General features: G+C 51.4%; 18 protein-coding genes. 8 read left to right on the top strand and 10 right to left on the bottom strand.

The features are described 5' to 3' along the window. Positions 1–63: 63 nt before the first annotated feature. The 4 genes from ACJJIC_RS20635 to ACJJIC_RS20620 all read right to left on the bottom strand — a co-directional run bounded on the left by ACJJIC_RS20635 (position 64) and on the right by ACJJIC_RS20620 (position 2,180). The gene (locus tag ACJJIC_RS20635) at positions 64–306 is read right to left on the bottom strand and encodes a hypothetical protein (protein WP_444888031.1); all 243 of its coding nucleotides are present in this window, start codon (positions 304–306) and stop codon (positions 64–66) included. Further along, complete coding sequence (locus ACJJIC_RS20630; RefSeq protein ID WP_444908714.1) at positions 284–778, bottom strand: hypothetical protein; 495 nt, start codon at positions 776–778, stop codon at positions 284–286. The genes ACJJIC_RS20635 and ACJJIC_RS20630 overlap by 23 nt, the downstream gene beginning before the upstream one ends. Positions 779–819: 41 nt before the next feature. Further along, on the bottom strand, positions 820–1,068 hold the full coding sequence (locus ACJJIC_RS20625) for a hypothetical protein (protein ID WP_252084591.1): 249 nt from the start codon (positions 1,066–1,068) through the stop codon (positions 820–822). Between the two features lie 170 nt (positions 1,069–1,238). Next, the gene (locus tag ACJJIC_RS20620) at positions 1,239–2,180 is read right to left on the bottom strand and encodes a D-2-hydroxyacid dehydrogenase (protein ID WP_444908715.1); all 942 of its coding nucleotides are present in this window, start codon (positions 2,178–2,180) and stop codon (positions 1,239–1,241) included. Between the two features lie 147 nt (positions 2,181–2,327). On the opposite strand from ACJJIC_RS20620, the gene ACJJIC_RS20615 reads away from it, so the two are divergent. Then, a complete protein-coding gene (locus ACJJIC_RS20615; RefSeq protein ID WP_444908716.1) occupies positions 2,328–3,230 on the top strand; it encodes an EamA family transporter in 903 nt (300 codons plus the stop codon). A gap of 28 nt (positions 3,231–3,258) precedes the next feature. Here the strand turns inward: ACJJIC_RS20615 and metG are convergent, their stop codons facing one another. Further along, on the bottom strand, positions 3,259–5,286 hold the full coding sequence (gene metG, locus ACJJIC_RS20610) for a methionine--tRNA ligase (RefSeq protein ID WP_444908717.1): 2,028 nt from the start codon (positions 5,284–5,286) through the stop codon (positions 3,259–3,261). Positions 5,287–5,501: 215 nt separating this feature from the next. Here metG and apbC point away from each other — a divergent pair, with 215 nt between their 5' ends. Together apbC and ACJJIC_RS20600 are read left to right on the top strand one after the other, a co-directional pair. After that, positions 5,502–6,653, top strand: coding sequence for an iron-sulfur cluster carrier protein ApbC (gene apbC / locus ACJJIC_RS20605; protein ID WP_252085959.1), 1,152 nt, complete (start codon positions 5,502–5,504; stop codon positions 6,651–6,653). A 736-nt stretch (positions 6,654–7,389) separates the two neighbouring features. After that, positions 7,390–7,782 carry a hypothetical protein gene (locus tag ACJJIC_RS20600; protein WP_252084596.1) on the top strand — a complete coding sequence of 131 codons (393 nt, stop codon included), beginning with the start codon at positions 7,390–7,392 and terminating at the stop codon, positions 7,780–7,782. 3 nt (positions 7,783–7,785) lie between these two features. On the opposite strand, the gene trhO is transcribed toward ACJJIC_RS20600, so the two are convergent. After that, positions 7,786–8,787 (bottom strand): oxygen-dependent tRNA uridine(34) hydroxylase TrhO, encoded by a 1,002-nt coding sequence (gene trhO / locus ACJJIC_RS20595; protein WP_444908718.1) that lies wholly within the window; start codon positions 8,785–8,787, stop codon positions 7,786–7,788. Positions 8,788–8,986: 199 nt separating this feature from the next. Between trhO and ACJJIC_RS20590 the strand changes: the two genes are divergently transcribed. Both ACJJIC_RS20590 and ACJJIC_RS20585 read left to right on the top strand, forming a co-directional pair. Beyond that, positions 8,987–9,247, top strand: coding sequence for a hypothetical protein (locus ACJJIC_RS20590; RefSeq protein ID WP_252084598.1), 261 nt, complete (start codon positions 8,987–8,989; stop codon positions 9,245–9,247). A 219-nt stretch (positions 9,248–9,466) separates the two neighbouring features. After that, a complete protein-coding gene (locus ACJJIC_RS20585) occupies positions 9,467–10,000 on the top strand; it encodes a hypothetical protein (RefSeq protein WP_444908719.1) in 534 nt (177 codons plus the stop codon). Positions 10,001–10,238: 238 nt separating this feature from the next. Here ACJJIC_RS20585 and ACJJIC_RS20580 read toward each other — a convergent pair whose 3' ends face one another. The 4 genes from ACJJIC_RS20580 to ydiJ all read right to left on the bottom strand — a co-directional run bounded on the left by ACJJIC_RS20580 (position 10,239) and on the right by ydiJ (position 16,244). Continuing rightward, the gene (locus tag ACJJIC_RS20580; protein ID WP_252084600.1) at positions 10,239–10,640 is read right to left on the bottom strand and encodes a 3D domain-containing protein; all 402 of its coding nucleotides are present in this window, start codon (positions 10,638–10,640) and stop codon (positions 10,239–10,241) included. An 825-nt stretch (positions 10,641–11,465) separates the two neighbouring features. Next, the gene (locus ACJJIC_RS20575; RefSeq protein ID WP_444883789.1) at positions 11,466–11,867 is read right to left on the bottom strand and encodes a 3D domain-containing protein; all 402 of its coding nucleotides are present in this window, start codon (positions 11,865–11,867) and stop codon (positions 11,466–11,468) included. A gap of 517 nt (positions 11,868–12,384) precedes the next feature. After that, positions 12,385–13,137, bottom strand: coding sequence for a tetratricopeptide repeat protein (locus ACJJIC_RS20570; RefSeq protein WP_444903877.1), 753 nt, complete (start codon positions 13,135–13,137; stop codon positions 12,385–12,387). A gap of 68 nt (positions 13,138–13,205) precedes the next feature. Next, complete coding sequence (gene ydiJ / locus ACJJIC_RS20565) at positions 13,206–16,244, bottom strand: D-2-hydroxyglutarate dehydrogenase YdiJ (RefSeq protein WP_445357767.1); 3,039 nt, start codon at positions 16,242–16,244, stop codon at positions 13,206–13,208. A 242-nt stretch (positions 16,245–16,486) separates the two neighbouring features. Here ydiJ and ACJJIC_RS20560 point away from each other — a divergent pair, with 242 nt between their 5' ends. The 3 genes from ACJJIC_RS20560 to ACJJIC_RS20550 are packed head-to-tail and all read left to right on the top strand — an operon-like array spanning position 16,487 to position 19,868. Next, entirely contained in the window at positions 16,487–17,449 is a 963-nt protein-coding gene (locus tag ACJJIC_RS20560; protein ID WP_444908721.1) for a YbgA family protein, read from the top strand. Positions 17,450–17,457: 8 nt separating this feature from the next. Beyond that, a complete protein-coding gene (locus ACJJIC_RS20555) occupies positions 17,458–18,393 on the top strand; it encodes a MerR family transcriptional regulator (protein WP_445357766.1) in 936 nt (311 codons plus the stop codon). Next, positions 18,390–19,868 (top strand): cryptochrome/photolyase family protein, encoded by a 1,479-nt coding sequence (locus ACJJIC_RS20550; protein WP_445357765.1) that lies wholly within the window; start codon positions 18,390–18,392, stop codon positions 19,866–19,868. Before ACJJIC_RS20555 ends, ACJJIC_RS20550 begins: the two co-directional genes overlap by 4 nt. Positions 19,869–19,913: the final 45 nt, after the last annotated feature.

Here is a 19,913-nt window from a genome sequence, read left to right as displayed (position 1 = left end):
TGTCTATTGCACCCCCAGGGTGGGATGGTTGTCTCTCTGCTTATTTAGCTTTAGCGAAATAGCTTATAGGGCGCGCATAGAGAGTGCGAATTGAATGATTTGTGAAGTGTGTGGCAGCTGCCAGAGTTTTTCGGTAATAAAGCCGGCGGCAAAAGCGACGCCGAGAATGGCCACTATAGGAATTTTGCCCAGCTGCTGGTTAATTTGCCTTTGCTGTTGATCAAACAAGCGCAACGCACTGCGACGCTGTTTTTCAGCGTCCACACGGCATTGTGTAATTTCTCTATTTAATTGTCTCAGCGACATCTTGTATGGCCTCTTTTACCTGCCGTTTGGTTTCTTCAAATCCCAGCAGAGGGCGCAGCTTTTGCTGATAAAGCAACACACCGAGGAAAAGGGCAATTTGTATCAGTACAAATACAAGGAAACCGATATAGATCGATTGGCTAAAATAGTAGGCAATCAAACCAATGCCACCGCAAAGGCTGACGAGTAGTGCGGTTCCCAGGGGTACCAGCATCAACTGCAGAAAAATCAGCCTTTTCCCGGCTGTTAGGGTTCTTTCCAGCTCTAGCTGAAATAAGCGCTGAATATTACCCATCCATGCAGTTATAAGAGTTAGAGTGGCTTCAACACGAGCCATAGTCTCCTCTAAACTGCCGCCAGTGTCGCTACTATCACCGTTACCGCTGCCTTCAGCGGAACCGTCCCGCCCGCGCTGTTGCGCGGTCGGGTCGGAATTCTGGTCAGTTCCCTGGCGTTTTTCTCCATTGCCCATCGGCGGTTTCCTTACCGGTTAAAACGGCAAACGCTTTGGCTTTATTTAAAAAGCTTGGCGATTGCCCAGCCGACCACAAAAGCACAGCCGACTGCGAGGATCGGTCTTTCCCGCAGGGAAGACTCCGCTTTTTCCATAACCTCTGAAGCGCGTTGCCTCTGTTGCTGGACAGAAGATCTCGCTCTCTGTCTCAGGTTTTCAGCAGCATCAGAAGCGGCCTCTCCTGCGAGATTATAGGCCTGTTGCAGCTTATCCCTGCTGGAGTTATGTGGAGATCTTGCAGTTGCCATCGGGTTGCTCCTTTTCAGGGGATGATTGCCGCAGAATTTTATAGTCGCAGCAATCAATTCACAGGCGCATTGGCTCTTTATTTAGGGTATTAAAAAATAACTCCGAATTGTTTTGGTGAATTTAGTTATATCGCTATTGATCGGTGTCTCTACAGGGGGGCTGATGGCATTTATGGTGTGAGTGTCCGTTTCCAGGCCTCAATATTGTTTACCACACCATCGAGTAAGCGCTGGCGGCTCTCACGGCTGATCCAAGCGTTGTGAGGCGTGATAATCAGGTTGGGAATATCAGTGGCCAGTAGGGGGTGACTCGCCGGTGGGGGCTCTTCACTCAAAACATCCAGTGCGGCGCCGCCGAGCTTTCCACTGCGCAGTGCGTTGGCTACGGCCTCCTCATCCACCAAACCGCCCCGCGCGGTATTGATCAACAGTGCGCCGGATTTCATGTTGGCGATAAAATCGCGATCGATCAATTTCTCCGTCTGCTTCGTGAGGGGGCAGTGCAGACTGATTACATCGGATTCCTTTGTAAGTTGCGCCAGTGGTGCCCGGTCAGCGCGTTTTTCTCCACTGAAGGATTCCGCCACCAAAATCTGCATATCCAGGGCTTCCCCCAGTTTGGCGACCCTTTGCCCTAATTCACCATAACCGATTATTCCCAGGGTTTTACCGGCGAGTTCTACGACAGGATGATCGAGTAAACAGAAAATTTCCGACTGACTCCAGCGGCCGGTTATGACGTCCTGATGGTAGTGATGCCAGCGGGAAGCGAGGGCGAGAATTAGTGCCAGGGTGTGCTGTGGTACCGAAGCGCCGGCGTATCCCTGCACGTTGCGCACAGGAATACCCAAGTCCTGTGCGGCTTGCAGGTCAATATTATTCGTGCCTGTAGCGCACACACAGATCAGCTTGAGAGAGCGGGCCTGCTCCAGAAGCGTGCGGTCCAAAACCACTTTATTAGTAATAACTACGTCCGCATCGGCGATACGTTCGGCGGTTTGCTTGGCTGAGGTGGTCTCATAGAAATCCCAATGATCTAGACTGTTTTTTAGGGACTGTATATTCAACTCCCCAAGTTTCATGGTCATTGCGTCCAGAAATACTCCGCGCATGGAATCTCCTCAATTTCCTGTGTGAGATAGCGGCATGCTACGTCAGCAGAGGTCGAATGCAATGGCTTTTATAGGACGGCTGCAGATCTTGTAGGGTTGGCTACGGTTTGTTTACGGGCCTTTCTGTCACAAATGAAGAGGGCCTTTATGGGAATATCGATAACTGCAGCATCATTGGTTTTAATCTCGGCATTTCTTCATGCGGGCTGGAATTTACTGGGAAAATCCCGCACCCCCTCCCCAGCTTTTTTTTGTATCGCCACCCTCAGTGTGGGTCTACTACTTCTCCCCCTTGGCCTCTGGGTCCTGTTACAGGCTCAATCACTGCCGCGTGCTTTCTGGTTGTTGTTACTGGCCAGCGGTTTTTTTCAGATGATTTATATGGGGGGGCTGGCATTGGCCTATCAGCGCGCCGATATCAGCCTGGTTTACCCCATCGCACGGGCTCTGCCGGTACTCCTTGTGGCGCTGGCAACGGTGCTGTTGGGGCAGGTTCTGCCCTGGCAAGCCTGGCTGGGCATGTTGTTGGTGACGATCGGCTGTTTGTTGGTGCCGCTGGTGTATTTTCGTCAATGGCACTGGAGCGTGTACTGGAGAGCGGACTGCGCCTGGGCTCTGGTAGCGGCACTGGGTACGGTGGGATATTCATTGGCAGATAAGGGCGCACTGCTTTATTTGGAAGAGGCGCTTGGCGACGCGGTAACACCTGCTGTGGTGGCGTATAGCTACTTGGGCTTGCAGTTTTTTGTCAGTGGAGTCTGGTTACTATGTGGCTGTATGAGTCGAGTGGGACGCGGACAATTATTAGAAAATCTGCGGGATTTGAAGGTTGGTATCTTGACCGGCTTGATGATGGGAGCGACTTATGGACTGGTGCTGCTGGCGATGACGATGACGGAAAATGTGAGCTACGTGGTCGCTTTACGCCAGCTCAGTATTCCATTGGGAGTGGGATTTGCTATCTGGCTGTTGGGAGAGCCGGCACACAGACCCCAGCTGTTAGGCGTGGGGCTGGTATGTGCCGGTTTAATTGCGGTATCGCTGCGCTAGGGTGGACAGTGCCCACCCCAAAAATAAATTACATTACGCGCATACCGGGCTTGGCGCCTGTGTGGGGTTCGAGAATCCACAGGTCTTTACCGCCTGGACCGGCGGCCAGCACCATGCCTTCACTCACGCCAAAACGCATTTTGCGCGGCGCCAGGTTAGCGACCATAACGGTGTGCTTGCCCACCAGCTCTTCCGGCGCATAGGCACTCTTGATACCGGCGAATACCTGGCGGGTCTCTCCGCCCAGGTCCAATGTCAAACGCAGCAGTTTGCCGGCACCCTCGACGTGTTCCGCCTTGGCGATCAGGGCAATGCGTAAGTCCACTTTGGCGAAATCGTCGAACTGGATCTGCTCGGCGATAGGGTCTTCTGCCAGCGGGCCACAGGCCGCTTTGACTTCAGCCTGTAGCTGGGCCAGTGATTCCTGCGCGGCTTCCATCACCGCATCTACCTGGGTTTTTTCCACCCGTTGTAGCAGCGGTTTGAACTTTTTGATCTCGTGGTCCGCCAGCGGTGTGGTGGCCTGGGTCCAATCCAGTTCACTGTTGAGGAATTCCGCTGCCTTTTGCGCGGTATTGGGTAGTACCGGTGCCAGCCAGGTGATCAGGGCGCGGAACATATTTACGCCTTGAGAGCAAATCGCCAGTACTTCGGCTTCAGTGCCTTCCTGTTTGGCAAGGGACCAGGGCGCTTTGTCGGCGATCCAGGCATTGGCAGCATCGGCCAGGGCCATAATGTCGCGCATGGCGCGTGCGTATTCGCGCTGCTCGTAGTAATCGGTAATACGCGGTGCGGCCTCGACAAATTGATTCCACAGCTGCTCATCGGCTAGCTCGGTGGCGAGCTTGCCACCGGCCTTACTGACAAACTTGGCGGTGCGTGAAGCGATATTGACCACTTTGCCCACCAGGTCGGAATTTACCTTGGCGATAAAGTCATCGAGGTTGAGGTCCAGATCATCCACGCCGGCTGTGAGTTTGGCGGCGAAGTAATAGCGCAAATATTCCGGGCTCAGGTGGTCCAGGTAGTTGCGGGCATTAATAAAGGTGCCGCGGGACTTGGACATTTTCTTGCCGTTTACGGTGAGGAAGCCGTGTACGCACACCTTATTGGGGGTGCGGAAATCGGCGGAGTCCAGCATGGCAGGCCAGAACAGGGCGTGGAAATTGACGATATCCTTGCCGATAAAGTGATATACCTCGGCATCGCTGTCTTTTTTCCAGTAATCGAGCCAGTCGCTACCATTTTTATCACAGTAATTTTTCAGGCTGGCCATATAGCCGATGGGGGCGTCCAGCCATACGTAAAAGTATTTGCCCGGCGCATCGGGGATTTCAAAACCGAAGTAAGGCGCATCGCGAGAGATGTCCCACTCCTGCAATCCCTCTTCGAGCCACTCGGCTAGCTTATTGGCCACTTCATCTTGCAGGGTTCCGGAGCGGGTCCAGTTGCGCAGGAATTCGTTAAAGGCGGGGAGAGTGAAAAAGAAGTGTTCTGACTCTTTTTCCACCGGCGTGGCGCCAGAGATGGCGGACACTGGATCAATCAACTCCGTGGGGCTGTAAGTGGCACCACAGGCCTCGCAGTTGTCACCGTACTGATCGGGAGTGCTACAACGGGGGCAGGTGCCCTTGATATAGCGATCCGCCAAGAAGAGTTGTTTCTCCGGATCGAAGGCCTGAGTGATGGTGCGCGAAGCGATGTGGCCATTTTCACTGAGGCGGCGATAGATCATAGCGGACAGCTCGCGGTTCTCCTCCGAATGGGTGGAGTGGTAGTTGTCCACGCCGATTAGGAAGTCGGCGAAATCCCGCTCGTGCTCCGCCTGCATATTGGCGATATGTTGCTCCGGTGTCAGACCCAGCTGCTCAGCTTTGAGCATGATTGCGGTGCCGTGCGCATCATCGGCGCAAATGTACAGGCAGTTGTTACCGCGGGAGCGCTGAAAACGCGCCCAGATATCGGTCTGAATATATTCGAGTATGTGGCCCAGGTGCAGGGAGCCGTTGGCGTAAGGGAGTGCGCTGGTGACTAGGATTTTGCGCGTATCGGGCATCGGTTTTTCCATCGCTGTGGGGTTGCGGCCGGAGGCTCCGCTGGAGTGGCCGGAGATCGTCAAAAGACGGCGAAATATAGCAGATTTGTACTATGCCGGGGAGGTGTGGGCCATGCTCGTGTATAAAGCGGTCGGGATTGAGCCCGTCGCTGGCGCTAGGCCGCTTCATCCGACACAATGCGGTTTCTGACAAGAAGCACCTAGAGGGAGATACCGTGAGCGATCACCACCACGATCATGAAGAGTTATCAAAGGAAGTGCAGGCCGAACTGGAGCGTCTGGCAGAGTGCCTTGGTCAGTTGCAGGACCCGGCCAGTGGCCTGCCGCTGGATCAACTGGATGCAGATATTGAGGTGGGCTACGAAGATGATACCGTGTACGTCGGTATTACCCTCGGCTACCCCTGCGCAAGCCAGGAAGTACATTGGCGCAAGCGGGTTACCGAGGCCTGTGAGCCCCTGATGAAGAGTGGTCCCCTAGGCGGCCATGGCTTGCAATTTGAATTATTCAGCGATATCCCTGCCACCTCATCGGCCAACGCTCCAGAGCCATTGCGTGGCGTAAAGAATATTGTCGCAGTTGCTTCTGGTAAGGGTGGCGTCGGCAAGTCCACCACAGCCGTGAACCTGGCCTTGGCGCTGGCGGCAGAGGGTGCGCGAGTCGGGTTACTTGATGCGGATATCTATGGTCCCAGCCTGCCCACCATGCTTGGTACTGAAGGGGTCCGCCCGCATGTGAAGGAACAGAAGTTCTTCGTGCCGGTGGATGCATTAGGTATCGAGACAATGTCTTTGGGGTACTTGATGACTGAGGATACCCCGGCAGTTTGGCGTGGCCCCATGGCCAGTGGTGCACTCAATCAAATTCTCACACAAACACTTTGGTGTGATGCCAAAGAAGAGCTGGATTATTTAATTGTGGATATGCCCCCGGGTACCGGAGATATCCAGCTGACTCTGGCGCAAAAAACCACTTTAGCTGGTGCGGTGATTGTTACTACACCACAGGATTTGGCGTTGAAGGATGCTATCAAAGGCGTGGAGATGTTCCGCAAGGTGTCGGTACCAGTGCTTGGCATTGTTGAGAATATGGCCCTTCATACCTGTTCCAAGTGTGGCCATAGTGAGCCGATCTTCGGCATAGGTGGTGGTGAGCGTATCGCTGAGGAATACGATACCCATCTGCTTGGCGAATTGCCTCTGGCACAGAAAATTCGCGCCGATATCGACAGTGGTCGCCCCAGTGTAACCGCAGACCCCGAGGGTGAAATTGCCGGTTTCTACCGGGAAATTGCCCGCAAAGCCGCAGCCCAGGTTTGGTTGAATGCCAGCAGCGACGAGGAACTGCCGGAAATCGAAATTAGTTGAACCCAACCGCGATATTGATCACAAAGCATTAACTTTTTATTTTTTGTGGTTTTTTAAAGGGGCAAAACTCCCTATATTGAACTCCTTCGGGCGCCTCTGTGAAATTTCGTTTTTGCAGGAGCGCTCAATCTTGATAAGCCAGAATTTAACGCAGGCTTTTCATGTCTCTGTAAAGATTCGTAATAATGGCTTGTGTTGATGGCTCGCAGTTGAGCCATTGAAAAATGGGTCTTTAAATAATTTATTTATTGCGATTTTGTATTTACGGCGCCTTCGCTCGCGCTAGCGTGCCTGTTAGCCTTTATTGGTACGCTGCCGAGTTAATCGTCAGGGTTTTAGTATTTTTTTAACAGACCCAATTTATTCTGTAGATACTTATGGCAGTTTTGCCTATGACTGCTCGAATTCAGCCTCTGCGGTAAAAAGAGTAAGTATTCCTGCTGAATATCCTTTGGCAATCGTCAAGGTATTTATGTGATTTTACTTTTATTGGAGGGACAACCCGGATAATCAGAAAAGCCGCGATAATCCACGGAATATACCGGGAGATGTTTAGTCGGTTCGTGGATAACACTCGGTTGCGTGGTACAGACATACTGCGCCGAGGGCCATAATATCAGGAGTGCAAACCTGTGGTGGCCACCGTGTTGTTGGTCTCAGGTAGGGCATACATCAGGCATTGCAGTAGCTGTAGTCGATAAAAATAACAAAGACAAAAGCGCGAGTGCTTTCATCCATGAATTTTAATATTAGCTATCGACCGATAGGGGGTATAGCGCGGGTTTTATTTTATGGGCCCGTGGGATTTGCAGAAAAAATGGAGGCGGCTGCCCGATTGGTAGAAAAGTACCGCCACCGTGTACCTTTGCGGGTATTACTGGATATGCGCTATGCGCGCACGAGGGTTACCCTGGAGGAGCAGCGGCAGTTCACCAGCTTTATAGCCGAGCACCCGGTGTTGCGCTGCGCTTATATTGCCGTTTTACATCCGCGCAACCGCTGTACTTCCCCCCTGTCGACCGACGGCACCTGCCTGTGCCGGCATAGCTCGCGGGAATTCGTTGCCGAAGCTGAGGCTGAGGCCTGGCTCACCCAGATCAAGGGCACTCCCAGGCCGGTACTTCGCTGATTACTACGCCTGCTGGGCTTTGGCCTGCTGAGCTTCCACCTGGCGGCGCCGCTCTTCTTTTTTCTGCAGGCGTTTAGCGGTAGTCATATCGCGGGCATCTTGTCCCATGTGTTTTTCCCCGCGTTTTTTCGCCAGTTGAATCTGCTTCTCACGCTCGCGGAAGCGGTGGCGATCGGCGTCACTCACTTTGTCATAGCAATGCGGACAGCTAACTCCCTGCTCAAACTGTTCTGACTGCTGGTCCTCCTTGGTGATAGGCATACGGCAGGCATTGCACTGATCGTACTGGCCTCGCTCCAGATCGTGGTTGACGGTGACGCGCTCATCGAAAACAAAGCACTCCCCCTCCCACAGAGATTCCTCTTTGGGTACTTCCTCCAAGTACTTGAGGATGCCACCGTGCAGGTGGTAAACCTCTTCAAAGCCCTGTTCTTTCAAATAGGCGGTGGACTTTTCACAGCGGATACCACCAGTGCAGAACATGGCGACTTTTTTGTGTTTGGCTGGATTCAGGTTCTCTTTGACGTACTGGGGAAACTCTCGGAAGGTTTCGGTATTGGGGTTGAGAGAATCTTTGAAAGTACCTACCTGGAATTCATAGTCGTTGCGGGTATCCACAACAACGACTTCTGGGTCGCTGATTAGGGCGTTCCAGTCTTTTGGTTTGACGTAGGTGCCAACCACTCGGCGGGGGTCAATGCCCTCTACGCCCATAGTGACAATCTCTCTCTTCAATTTGACCTTGCTGCGCAGAAACGGCATCTCGCCAGTGTAGGACTCCTTGTAATCCAGCTCGGCAAGGCGCTCGTCTGACTTCAAGTAGGCGAGGATGGTGTCGATGCCCTCGCGGGAACCAGCAACAGTGCCGTTAATGCCCTCTCGGGCCAAGAGTAGGGTGCCGCGCACTTGGTTTTCCAGCATAACGTCAAGCAGGGGAGTGCGCAGAGACTCAAAGTCCTCCAGAGTGACGAACTTGTAGAGTGCACAGACAACGAATTGATTCATGGTACTTCCTTAAATGCAGTCCGGAGCGTAAATCCGGGGCAGAAAAAATCGCCGCGCATTTTATCGCAAAAAAAACAGCTTGTCGTACATTTAGCAAGCGCTCCAGCTGTTGTCCCAGCACACCAATATTTGTTGACCGGGGAGCCGCAACTTGTCAAAGTTCTGGCCGAATTTTCAGGGTCATAGCGAGGTGAACCCCATGGGCGAAGAATTTGCACCGAAAGAGTCAGAATTGAGCCAGATCTACCGCGAGGGCGAGGTATCTGTGCAAATCGATATATTCGAGGATGGTGAGGGCGGTTGGCTGCTCGAAATTGTCGATGAGAATAACAACTCCACCGTGTGGGAGGATGCCTTTGAGACAGAGCAGGATGCCCTTGAGGAAGCCTTGGACGCTTTGCGGGAAGAGGGCATCTCTACTTTTGTCGGCCCTGTTCAAGAAGCGGATGGCGGCTGGTAGATAGTTTTGCTGTGACCTCAAAGGGCACCTGCTGCTGGTGGATGTCTTCCCGGTAGTCCTGGGAGGCGGCTCTTTGCGCCCAATATGCCGATAACTGCTATGGTTATGGTGAAGGGAATCGCGACTGTGTGACAGCACACCCCAATCACAGCGCCGTCGCGAGGCAACTGTGGAGCTTTTGTCTCCGGCGGTGCTACCAAACCAGCGGTTGCCTTCCCCATGATAATGCGCGATATTTTTATCATGGTCTGCTTGCAGATCCCGCCCCTTCCCCTCCATGCCGACCCCTTGGTGCCAATTGTCCAACAGCAGCTTTATGCAGACCTCAAGGAGGTTCGCCTAGTTGCGAAGCTGCATGGCTACGCAATAGTGGCAGGGCGCCACTGCATTGATTGCGATGAGAATCTAGCGATTTATATACGACGTATTGCCAGGCCGGGTGAAGTAGTTGGTAATAACCAGTCAGATGGTGATCGTTATACCTATCCGGGTAGGTATCTCGACTATATGACGAAAAAGCTGGTAGAAAAAACCCGTATGTTTTACGGCTATTGCTATGAGGGGCTGCCTTCACTGTTATGGTTGACCGAGTACCGGTCGGGGGATGTTTGGATCAAGTCTGAATACCTGCTTTTACTCACGGGTGAAAATCTGGAGCACCGTTACGTAGAGGGGCATCAGCCGAGTGTTTTCCATTTGGAGAGTGCGAACTGTAAGGAATTACCGGGGATTTTGATGGAAATGGAGCCCTAGAAATTGTGGCCTTTTTCAGTCATTTGAGGAGAGAGTGAGCCGGCATTGTTTCAGGGGCTTCTTTGCATAAGGGCCTCGAGAGAACAATTATAGTGCTCTCTAATCAAGTCCTTATTAATAATGGACCGGTATGTAATTAGCGGTCATCCACTTTTTACTCTGATTCCTACTTAACGACAGAAATAAAAAAACCCCGCTGGAGGGCGGGGCCAAAAGGGTCGTTGAAATCAGTTCTGCTTTACTTTACCGGTTCAAAAACAATTTTCAGTTTCTTCTTACCCCAGGCGCGAGCCTTGCGGATATCTTTTTCCATCCAAACATCAATACGGTTTGTGAAGCGTTTGTTCATGCGGTCACGCACAGTGTAAGTACCGGGCAGACCTTCAATCTGTACTTTAGCGCCGTTGGTCAGGCCATGCTTTTCCAAGTCACGGGAAACGGCAATGATTTTATCGCCTGGACGCAGGCGGTTGTTCCAGGCAGCTACCCAAGGGTCGCTATCTGTCTGGCCGGGCACCGAGTTATACGCGGTAGCGTCGACAACCATGGTTTTCTTAAGAGCGGCTGATGCATTGACACTTACACCAATAGCAAGCAGGGCGGCGATGAAAAAAGCAGTGTTACGCAGAGTCTGTTTCATGATGTCCCATTACCTCCAGGAATCAAATGGTCGCAAGCCAAAAGGTGCTTACGAAATTTCCAAGTGCTTTTGGAAATGGTTGATCAATATTTAATCAACGCTGGTTATATTACTGGGGATTTGGGTTGAGGCAACTTTTTCTTATTTGGCGACAAAAGGCCTTAAAGAATGGCTGGTTATTGTGAGTGCTTAAAACCAATAACCCTTTTTAGTCTTACTTTTAAGATTTTTGTTTGTGCTTAGGCGCTACTACCGGTTACAGAATTCCTATTTTTTTCTGATTAAGAAATTTCATTTTTTAGGTGGGATTTGCAGTGACAGCGATGTCATTCTACGGTTTACAAACTATTTTCTTGGATTGGCTTTCTAATTCGTACGAGAAAAGTAAAAAATTTCCCTGAAACTATTTGTGACCATTCCGCCAAAACTGTCTGGTTTGAAGGGAAAACCTGATTTTAGGTGGAAAAACTGCTTCGTCACTGATTTTTTTGGCAAAGAAATGGAGTAAATAAGAGCTAAAGGGTGGCTACCCAACTCTGTTGTAGAGGCTCGACTATCTGTGGTGAGACTATAGGAAGTAGACTCTGCTGCAGAGATACAGAGATACAGAGATGCAGAGATGCAGGGATGCAGGGATGCAAAGATCTCTTCTTTCAACGTTCCAAGCGCATAAGTTTGAATAAGCCTCTAACTAATCATTACTAATAATCGATGGCATAAAGTTAGAGAGCAGTAATTCTCTCTATTGATTGTTTACCTAACGGCAGAAATAAAAAAACCCCGCTGGAGGGCGGGGCCAAAAGGGTCGTTGAAATCAGTTCTGCTTTACTTTACCGGTTCAAAAACAATTTTCAGTTTCTTCTTACCCCAGGCGCGAGCCTTGCGGATATCTTTTTCCATCCAAACATCAATACGGTTTGTGAAGCGTTTGTTCATGCGGTCACGCACAGTGTAAGTACCGGGCAGACCTTCAATCTGTACTTTAGCGCCGTTGGTCAGGCCGTGTTTTTCCAAATCACGGGAAACGGCAATGATTTTATCGCCTGGACGCAGGCGGTTGTTCCAGGCAGCTACCCAAGGGTCGCTATCTGTCTGGCCGGGCACCGAGTTATACGCGGTAGCGTCGACAATCATGGTTTTCTTAAGAGCGGCTGATGCATTGACACTCACACCAATAGCAAGCAGGGCGGCGATGAAAAAAGCAGTGTTACGCAGAGTCTGTTTCATGATGTCCCATTACCTCCAGGAATCAAATGGTCGCAAGCCAAAAGGTGCTTACGAAATTTCCAAGTGCTTTTGGAAATGGTTGATCAATATTTAATCAACGCTGGTTATATTACTGGGGATTTGGGTTGAGGCAACTTTTTCTTATTTGGCGACAAAAGGCCTTAAAGAATTGCTGATTATTTTGAGTGCTTGAAATCAATAACCCTTTTTATTTTTATATTTAAGGGTTTTGTTCGCACTTATACGCTATTGATGGTTACATAATTCGTATTTTTTTATGATTAAGAAATTTCATTTTTTAGGTGGGATTTACAGTGACAGCGATGTCATCCTACAGTTAACAAGCTATTTTTCCGGATCGGCTTTCTAATTCGTACGAGAAAAGTAAAAAATTTCCCTGAAACTATTTGTGACTGCCCCACCAAATTAGTCTGAATTGAAGAAAAAACGTGGTTTAACGCAGCAAAACGGCTTCGTCGATTCATTTTCTGGCAAACAATTTGGGGAAAAGTGAGGGCTAAAGGGTGGTTCCCCGGTTCTGCTGTACCGGCTCTACCTGCTGGCGAAGCGCGGCCAAATAGTCACTATCCTCTTTTAGGTCGGGTAATTTGTGCTGTAAATCCAGTTCTACCGCTTTCTCCAGCCAACGAATGGCCTCTTCAATATTTCCTTGCCACTCACAAACCTGCCCAAGATTGAAATAAGTAATAGAAAGGTTGTGCCATTCCTCCTGATTGAGCAGACCTTCAAGGGCACTTTTATAGAGGAGATAAGCAGTGCTGAGGAGGTGTTCACGCTGCGTGGCCAACTCTTCGCTGGCAGCTTGGCGGTGGTAAGTGTGTGCCAGGGCAGAGCGCACTCTTGCGCTGGAGTGAGGTAGTTGTGCACCTGAATCCAGGTAGCGCAGAACTGATTGAAACTGGGCCCGCGCCAGCGGGTAGAGATCTGGCCTCGATTTGGCCCCCAAGGCATTTAGTACTATGCCGTAGCGGTAGCGCAGGGTGTGCTGCTGGGAGGGATAGGCGCCGAGAGCGGAAATGGCTTTTTCATAGAGTGGCAAGGCATCGCCAAAATTACCCTCGCGGGCGAGTGCCTCCGCTTCGTTGACCCAGTGGATCGCCCCTAGGGTTTCTCCCCCGTGAGATTGAGCTCTGTGAGTCTGGGTATTGTTGGGGAGAACGTCCGAAATAAGGGAGACTGCCGCTAATAGTGCGGTTAGGCAGAAAAGTGCATAAAAAAATATGTATAAATGAGGCAGTGGTTTATGCATAGGGATTTTCGCGCTTGGCCCGATGACGTATGGGGCCATAGTTACGGCCCTCATACGTCAGTAAATCCCTAGTTATCGAGTTGTGCCAGTAATCCCTGCAGAGGATGGCGCAGACTAACACCTGCAAAGCGGCTGGCTTGGCAGCGGCAGGAGTATCCGGTGGCGAGTTGGTTGTGCTCCCCACCATTGAGTTTGGGAGCCCAGGACTGCTGGAAGATCACCCGCGATGTTTCCTTATGCGCGGTCTCGTGGCCATAGGTCCCAGCCATACCACAGCAGCCGAGATTTTCACTCTGCAGCTCCAGGCCCAAGGCGGCGAATACTGTTTGCCAATCCTTGAGTGAGGCGGCGGCATTGGTTTGCTCGGTGCAGTGCGGCAGTAGTTGAAAGCTGCCAGGTTTTACCCGAGCGCGCTGTTGCTGCAGGTGATCTTCTTGTTGAACCAGCCATTCTTGTAACAAATGTACTTTCGGGGCGCGTTCCCCTAGGAGTTTCTTGTATTCAGAGCGATAGGTAAGGGTCATGGAGGGATCAATGCCCACCAGGGGGATGCCGCTCTCCGCCAGGTTGTTAAGCATCTCACTATTGCCTTCGGCAATTCGTTGGAACTGGCGTAAAAAACCATGAACGTGGAGGGGTTTGCCGTTGGCCCGATAGGGAGCGAGAATCGGCACAAAGTCCAATTGTTTGAGCAGGCGCAAAATATCCGCTACCACTTCGGCATCAAAATAGCTGGTGAAGGCATCCTGCACAATGATGACCGCGCGGCTGCGCTGGGAGGGCCCCAGAGTATCCAGGCAGGCTTTTGTAGCGGTGGGTACTCCCAGTTCTCTCATGCTGGTTTGCAGGGTTTTTTGTGAGAGCTGTGGGCTATCCACCATGCCGAAAACACGCTCCATCAAAAAAGATACAGGCTTCAGCTTTAGCGGCCAGTTGTACAATTGCGGTAGTCTGGCTAGATGCGGCATCAGGAATTCCAGTCCGCCCACGGCGTAATCCTTTAGCGGGCGTAGGTAGCGGCTGTAATAAAGCTCCAAAAACTTGCTGCGAAATTCTGGTACATCCACGCGAATAGGGCATTGCCCTACACAGGATTTACAGGCTAGGCAGCCCTGCATGGCTTCATTGACTTCGTGGTTGAAGTCGTACTCGCCGCGGGTTTTTGCCAGGGTATTTACGATGCGTTTGGGCAGGCCGACAAAAAAAGAGCGCTCGCGGTATTTACGCGCGCTGGCTACTGCGTCTACACCGTGTTTACTCAATAGACGCAACCATTCTCGCATCAGCGAGGCACGCCCTTTGGGGGAATGGATCCGGTTGCGCGTGGCCTTGTAGGAAGGGCACATGGCATCGTCTGGATTCCAATTAAAACAGGCACCGTTGCCGTTGCAGTGCACACCCTCGTCGTATCCCTCCCATACTTGCGCGGGAATTTGTCGATCGTGTTCACCGCGGGTGCTCACCACATCAATTTTCAGCAGGCTGGCGCTGTCATCGGGTGTGGCAATTTTGCCGGGATTTAATTGATTGCGTGGATCGAAAGCGGATTTAATTTTCTGCAGCTCTGGATACAGCTCGCCGAAAAATTCCGGGGCATATTCGGAACGAACACCTTTGCCGTGTTCTCCCCACAGCAGCCCTTTATATTTTTGTGTCAGTGCCACCACCCGGTCGGTGATGGGGCGAATTTGTGCGGCCTGTTGTGGATCTTTCATATCAATTGCCGGGCGTACATGTAATACGCCGGCATCCACATGGCCGAACATACCGTAGTCGAGGCCGGCCTCATCTAGCACTGCGCGGAATTCGGCAATAAAATCGGCCAGGTTTTCTGGTGGTACGGCAGTATCTTCTACAAAGGGAATCGGGCGCTTTTCCCCCTGGGCGTTGCCCAGCAAACCCACTGCGCGTTTGCGCATGGCCCAGATACGATTCACCTCGGCGTGGCCGCGGGCGATAGAATAGCCGAAGCTCTTGCCTGGCTGGCCAATGGCAGCCTCGATATGTGCAATAAATTGCTGCAGAGCTTTTTCCAGTTCCTCCTCGGTATCTGCAGCGTACTCCACCAGGTTGATACCCTTGACCGGGCGATCCTCTGCGGGAAAAAATTCACTGACGCTGTGCCAGACGATATCTTCCATGGCCAGCTGCAGTACTTTGCTGTCCACTGTTTCGATCGACATGGGGCCTGCGCCCATTAGGTCCTTGGCATCGCGCAGCGCTTCCTGGAAGTGGTCGTATTTTAAATTGACCAGAGCCACACACTTGGGAATGGGCAGCAGATTGAGTTTGGCTTCAGCAATAAATCCGAGGGTGCCTTCGGAACCGCACAATACGCTGTTGAGATTAAAGCGATTGCCTTCACGAATATGGGCCAGGTCGTAGCCGGTGAGGCAGCGATTGAGCTTGGGGAATTTCTGCTCGATGAGTTCGGCTTTTTCCCTGGCAATCTTGTCACAGGTTTTATGCACCTCTGCGACGCGGCTATTTTCAGCGCATATTTCTTGTAGCTGAGCGTCCCCTATAACAGTGGAGTGCCACAGCTCCCCGCCCATTAATACTGTGTGTAATTCCAACACGTGATCGCGGGTCTTGCCGTAAACACAGGATCCCTGGCCTGAGGCATCCGTATTGATCATGCCACCGATGGTAGCGCGGTTGCTGGTAGAAAGTTCTGGCGCAAAAAACAGGCCGTGGGGTTTAAGTGCGGCATTCAACTGGTCTTTGACCACGCCAGCCTGTACGCGAACCCAGCGCTCTTCCACATTGATCTCAAGGATCTGGTTCATATGGCGGGAGATATCCACCACCAGCCCATCGGTAAGCGATTGGCCGTTAGTACCGGTGCCACCGCCTCTGGGTGAGAGCACTACGGAGTGGAACTCCTCCCGTTCGGCCAGTTCCGCCAGTAGTTGCAGGTCGCGGTGATTACGTGGGTATACCACTGCCTGAGGTAGAACCTGGTAAATAGAGTTATCGGTCGCTAAAACGGTGCGGCTGGCGTAACTGGGTGTGGTGTCACCGCGGAAACCCGCGTCTGCAAGCTCCTGCAAAAACTGCAAATAGAGCGCCTGAACCTCGTCGACTTCGCGCAATGCTGGAATCATGAGCTAATCCGTACTTTCGGGGAGGAGGAGGCCGCAAATTGCCGGGGTAGCTGGTGAGATAAAGAATCACAGCCCTGCCGCTCGGTAAAAATGCGGCCCTGCATTGTAGCTATGGTGTGTATGGGCGCAAGCGGCCATAGAGACTTGATTACTTTCCAAAAGTTGTACAAAGCTATCTCTTGTACAACTAGTTGTGAGAGTCTATAAAAGAAGAACGTGAACCGATTCTGCGCAGCAAAACTATGCATATACAGCTCTTGTCTCAAAAAATTCCGGTGGGCATTAGCCGCTGTGCCGTGGGTGATCCGGTGCGTTACAACGGCAGCCACAAGCACAGTAAAGTCTGCACCCAACTGCTGGGCAATTGTTTTGAGTTGCAGGCTTACTGCCCGGAGGTTGCCATTGGCATGGGCGTGCCCAGACCGCCTATTCACCTTATTGTGAGTGACCGGTTGCGTGCGGTTGGCCGGGAAGACCCCAACTTAGATGTTACCGAGGCTCTAGAGGGCTACGCGGATACGATTGTCCCTGAAGTGGAGAATCTGCGTGGTTTTATTCTGATGCAGAAATCTCCCAGCTGTGGAGTGCGAACCACTCCCCACTATAAAGAAGATGGTACCGGGGTGCTGGCGCACGACTCCGGCTTATTCGCGGCACGCCTGCGCCAGCATTTTCCCCATTTGCCGATGGAAGAAGTGGGGCGGCTCAATGCCAGCGATTTGCGCGAGAATTTCCTCACCCGTGTTTTTGCTTACGACGCCTGGCATCGCTATGTGGCCACCGACCTGCGCCCAGCCAGGGTCATTGAATTTTACACCGCTTATAAATATCTACTGTTGGCGCACAGTCAGCCAATGACCCGTGCATTGGGTCAGTTTGTTTCTAACTCGCGCGCATTGCCGGTGGAGGAGTTTGCCTATGAGGTGAGAGGTAAAATAATGGAGATTCTCAGCCAGTTGGCCAGCCGAAAGGACCGCACTAACGCTCTGATGCACAGCCAGGGTCACCTGAAGAGCTACCTGAGCAAAGAGGAGAGAGCCGAACTGGCGCTACTTATTGACGAATACCGTCAGGGTAATAAGCCTCTGTCGGCAGTGCTTACCATGTTGCGCCATTATTTGCCGCGCACTCCTCACCAGTTTATCCACAGCCAGGTGTTGCTCGCCGCTGAGCCGGCAGAGCTGGGTCTGTGTGAATTTCGCTGAGAATTGTGATGGTTGAGATTGCCCCCCGTTCTGAAGCCAGCTTACCAATTCGTGAGGTAGCGCGTCGTACCGGCGTGCACCCTGTCACCCTTCGAGCCTGGGAGCGGCGCTACGGCCTGTTAACACCGGCCAGAACCAGCAAGGGGCACCGACTTTATAGTGAAGAAGAGGTCAGGCGTATCGAAGAGGTACTGGCCTGCCTGGCCCGAGGTGTAGCTATTGGACAGGTGCGGAAATTATTGGCACGTGGTCCAGCCTCCCTGTCTGCCAAAGAGAGAGAGGCAAACACTGCAGGTGGTTGGCATGAGATGATCGATGAAGCCTTAAACTTGTCACAAAACTTTGACGAGCCAAAGCTTCGCCAGCAACTGGACCACTGGATTTCCACCTTACCGGCATCACTATTACTCGATCATTGGCTCAAGCCGCTGCATACCGAGTTGGCTAGGCTGAGGCGATCGCAAGCCGCGCAAGGTTTCTTTTGGCAGCTGGTTAATGAACAGTTGTTATTGGCCAACGGCATAGCTCGCAGAAATTTAAATAAAGATCGTTTGGCTTGCGAGAGTCGAGTCCTATTGCTGGATTTCCCCGGTGAAGATCAGCGGGCCTTTGTGCAATTATTTTGCGCCACACTTTTGGCTGCCGGTATTGGCGTAGTGGTTTTGAATTATCGGGCCGTTCTGCCGGGGCTTACTGAAAATGTGAGAAAGCTGGATGTGCATGCGCTGCTCTGGTACAGCCATCGGGCACTGCCAAAACCCTTACTTGAGGAGGAATTACCACGTTCATTTCAGGAGCTAAGCAAGCCTCTTAGGCTTGTGGGGGATTTCGTAGAGTTACAGTCTGCCAGCTTGGATAACCTAAAGAAAATACCGATGATATCAGTATTATCAGGTACTACAGACTTCGTGGTAACGCAACTGCGGGAGCAGCTGAAGCGATGAGCCGACAAATATCAATACAGCGGGGCCTAGTCTGGTTCCGCAGCGATTTGCGTATACAGGATAATTCGGCGCTGTATCATGCCAGTACTCGATGCGAACAATTGGCCGCAATTTTTATCGCCTGTCCAGAAACCTGGAAAAACCACGATGAAGGCGATGCACTGGTTTCTTTTCGTATGGCCTGCTTGCAGAAACTCCAAGGGCAGTTGCAAACTTGCAATATTCCCCTGTACTTCCTCGAAGTCCCTGAGTTTTCTCTGGTTCCGGAGGCGCTGCAGCAAATTATTCAGCGTCTGAAAGTAGAGGCATTGTTTGCCAATGCTGAGTATCCTCTGAATGAGCTGCGTCGAGACAATGCCGTTCGAGAAAAATTGCTGGAACACAATGTTTCGGTTGAATACTACAGTGACCGCACCTTATTACCGCCAGGAGCAGTGAGAACGGCGAGTGGTGATCCCTACAAAGTGTTTACCCCTTTCAAGCGTGCCCTAATCCAGTTATGTGCAGGGAGCGAGGTTAAGCCCTTGCCCACGCCCAGGAAAATACCACCTTCTGCCAATAGCAAACATTGGCCGAAGTGGTTCGCAGTGGATGTAAAAGGAAATCGAAAACTAACGCAGAAAATACCTAACCAGTTATTGGGCTACTCACTCAATATTGATGGATCAGGTAGGGTTAAAGGTTGGGAGAGTGGTGAGCAAGCTGCGCAAAAGTGCTTGAAAGTTTTTGCCAAAATTATTGATCAATATCAGGCCGAACGAGATTTTCCAGCGAAAGATAGTACCTCTCGCCTTTCCCCTTATTTAAATAGTGGAGCTATTTCTATTCGCCAGTGCGTCAAGATGGCCCTCAGCCAGAATAAAGGCCTTTGGCAGGGTGGAGATGAAGGGATTGCCTGCTGGATCAGCGAACTTATCTGGCGGGAATTCTATACACATTTACTGACTGACTTTCCCCGCTTGAGTATGGGCAGGCCATTTAAAGAGGAAACAGAACAAATTCCTTGGCGCTATGATGAAGGATTATTTTCCCTTTGGGCAAGTGGCGAAACCGGAGTGCCTATTGTCGATGCTGCAATGCGCCAGCTAAATGAAACCGGCTGGATGCACAACCGCTTACGAATGATTGTCGCCTCGTTCTTGAGTAAAAATATGCTGATCGACTGGCGTTGGGGTGAACGCTATTTTATGCAGCACTTGATTGATGGTGACTTTGCCTCAAACAATGGCGGTTGGCAATGGACCGCCTCAACCGGTACGGATGCAGCACCTTATTTTCGGGTATTTAACCCTTATAGCCAGTCGCAGAAGTTCGATTCTAACGGAGAGTTTATTCGACATTATGTGCCGGAAATTTCCTCACTAAGTAATAAGGAGATTCATGAGCCCCCAATGATTGAAGGGTATCCCCAAGTAATTTGTGATGTGAGTGCCGGGCGCAAGCGAGCGATAGAGGTATTTGCCAACCTTAAATAACCATGTTCAGAGGCAGGTTGGTAGGCAGAGATAAGTTTTGTAGAG

This window comes from Microbulbifer mixtoriginis (SeqCode) (genome assembly GCF_052468275.1).
Note: the sequence above shows the minus strand (reverse complement) of the source record. Positions and strands in the feature narration are given on the sequence as shown.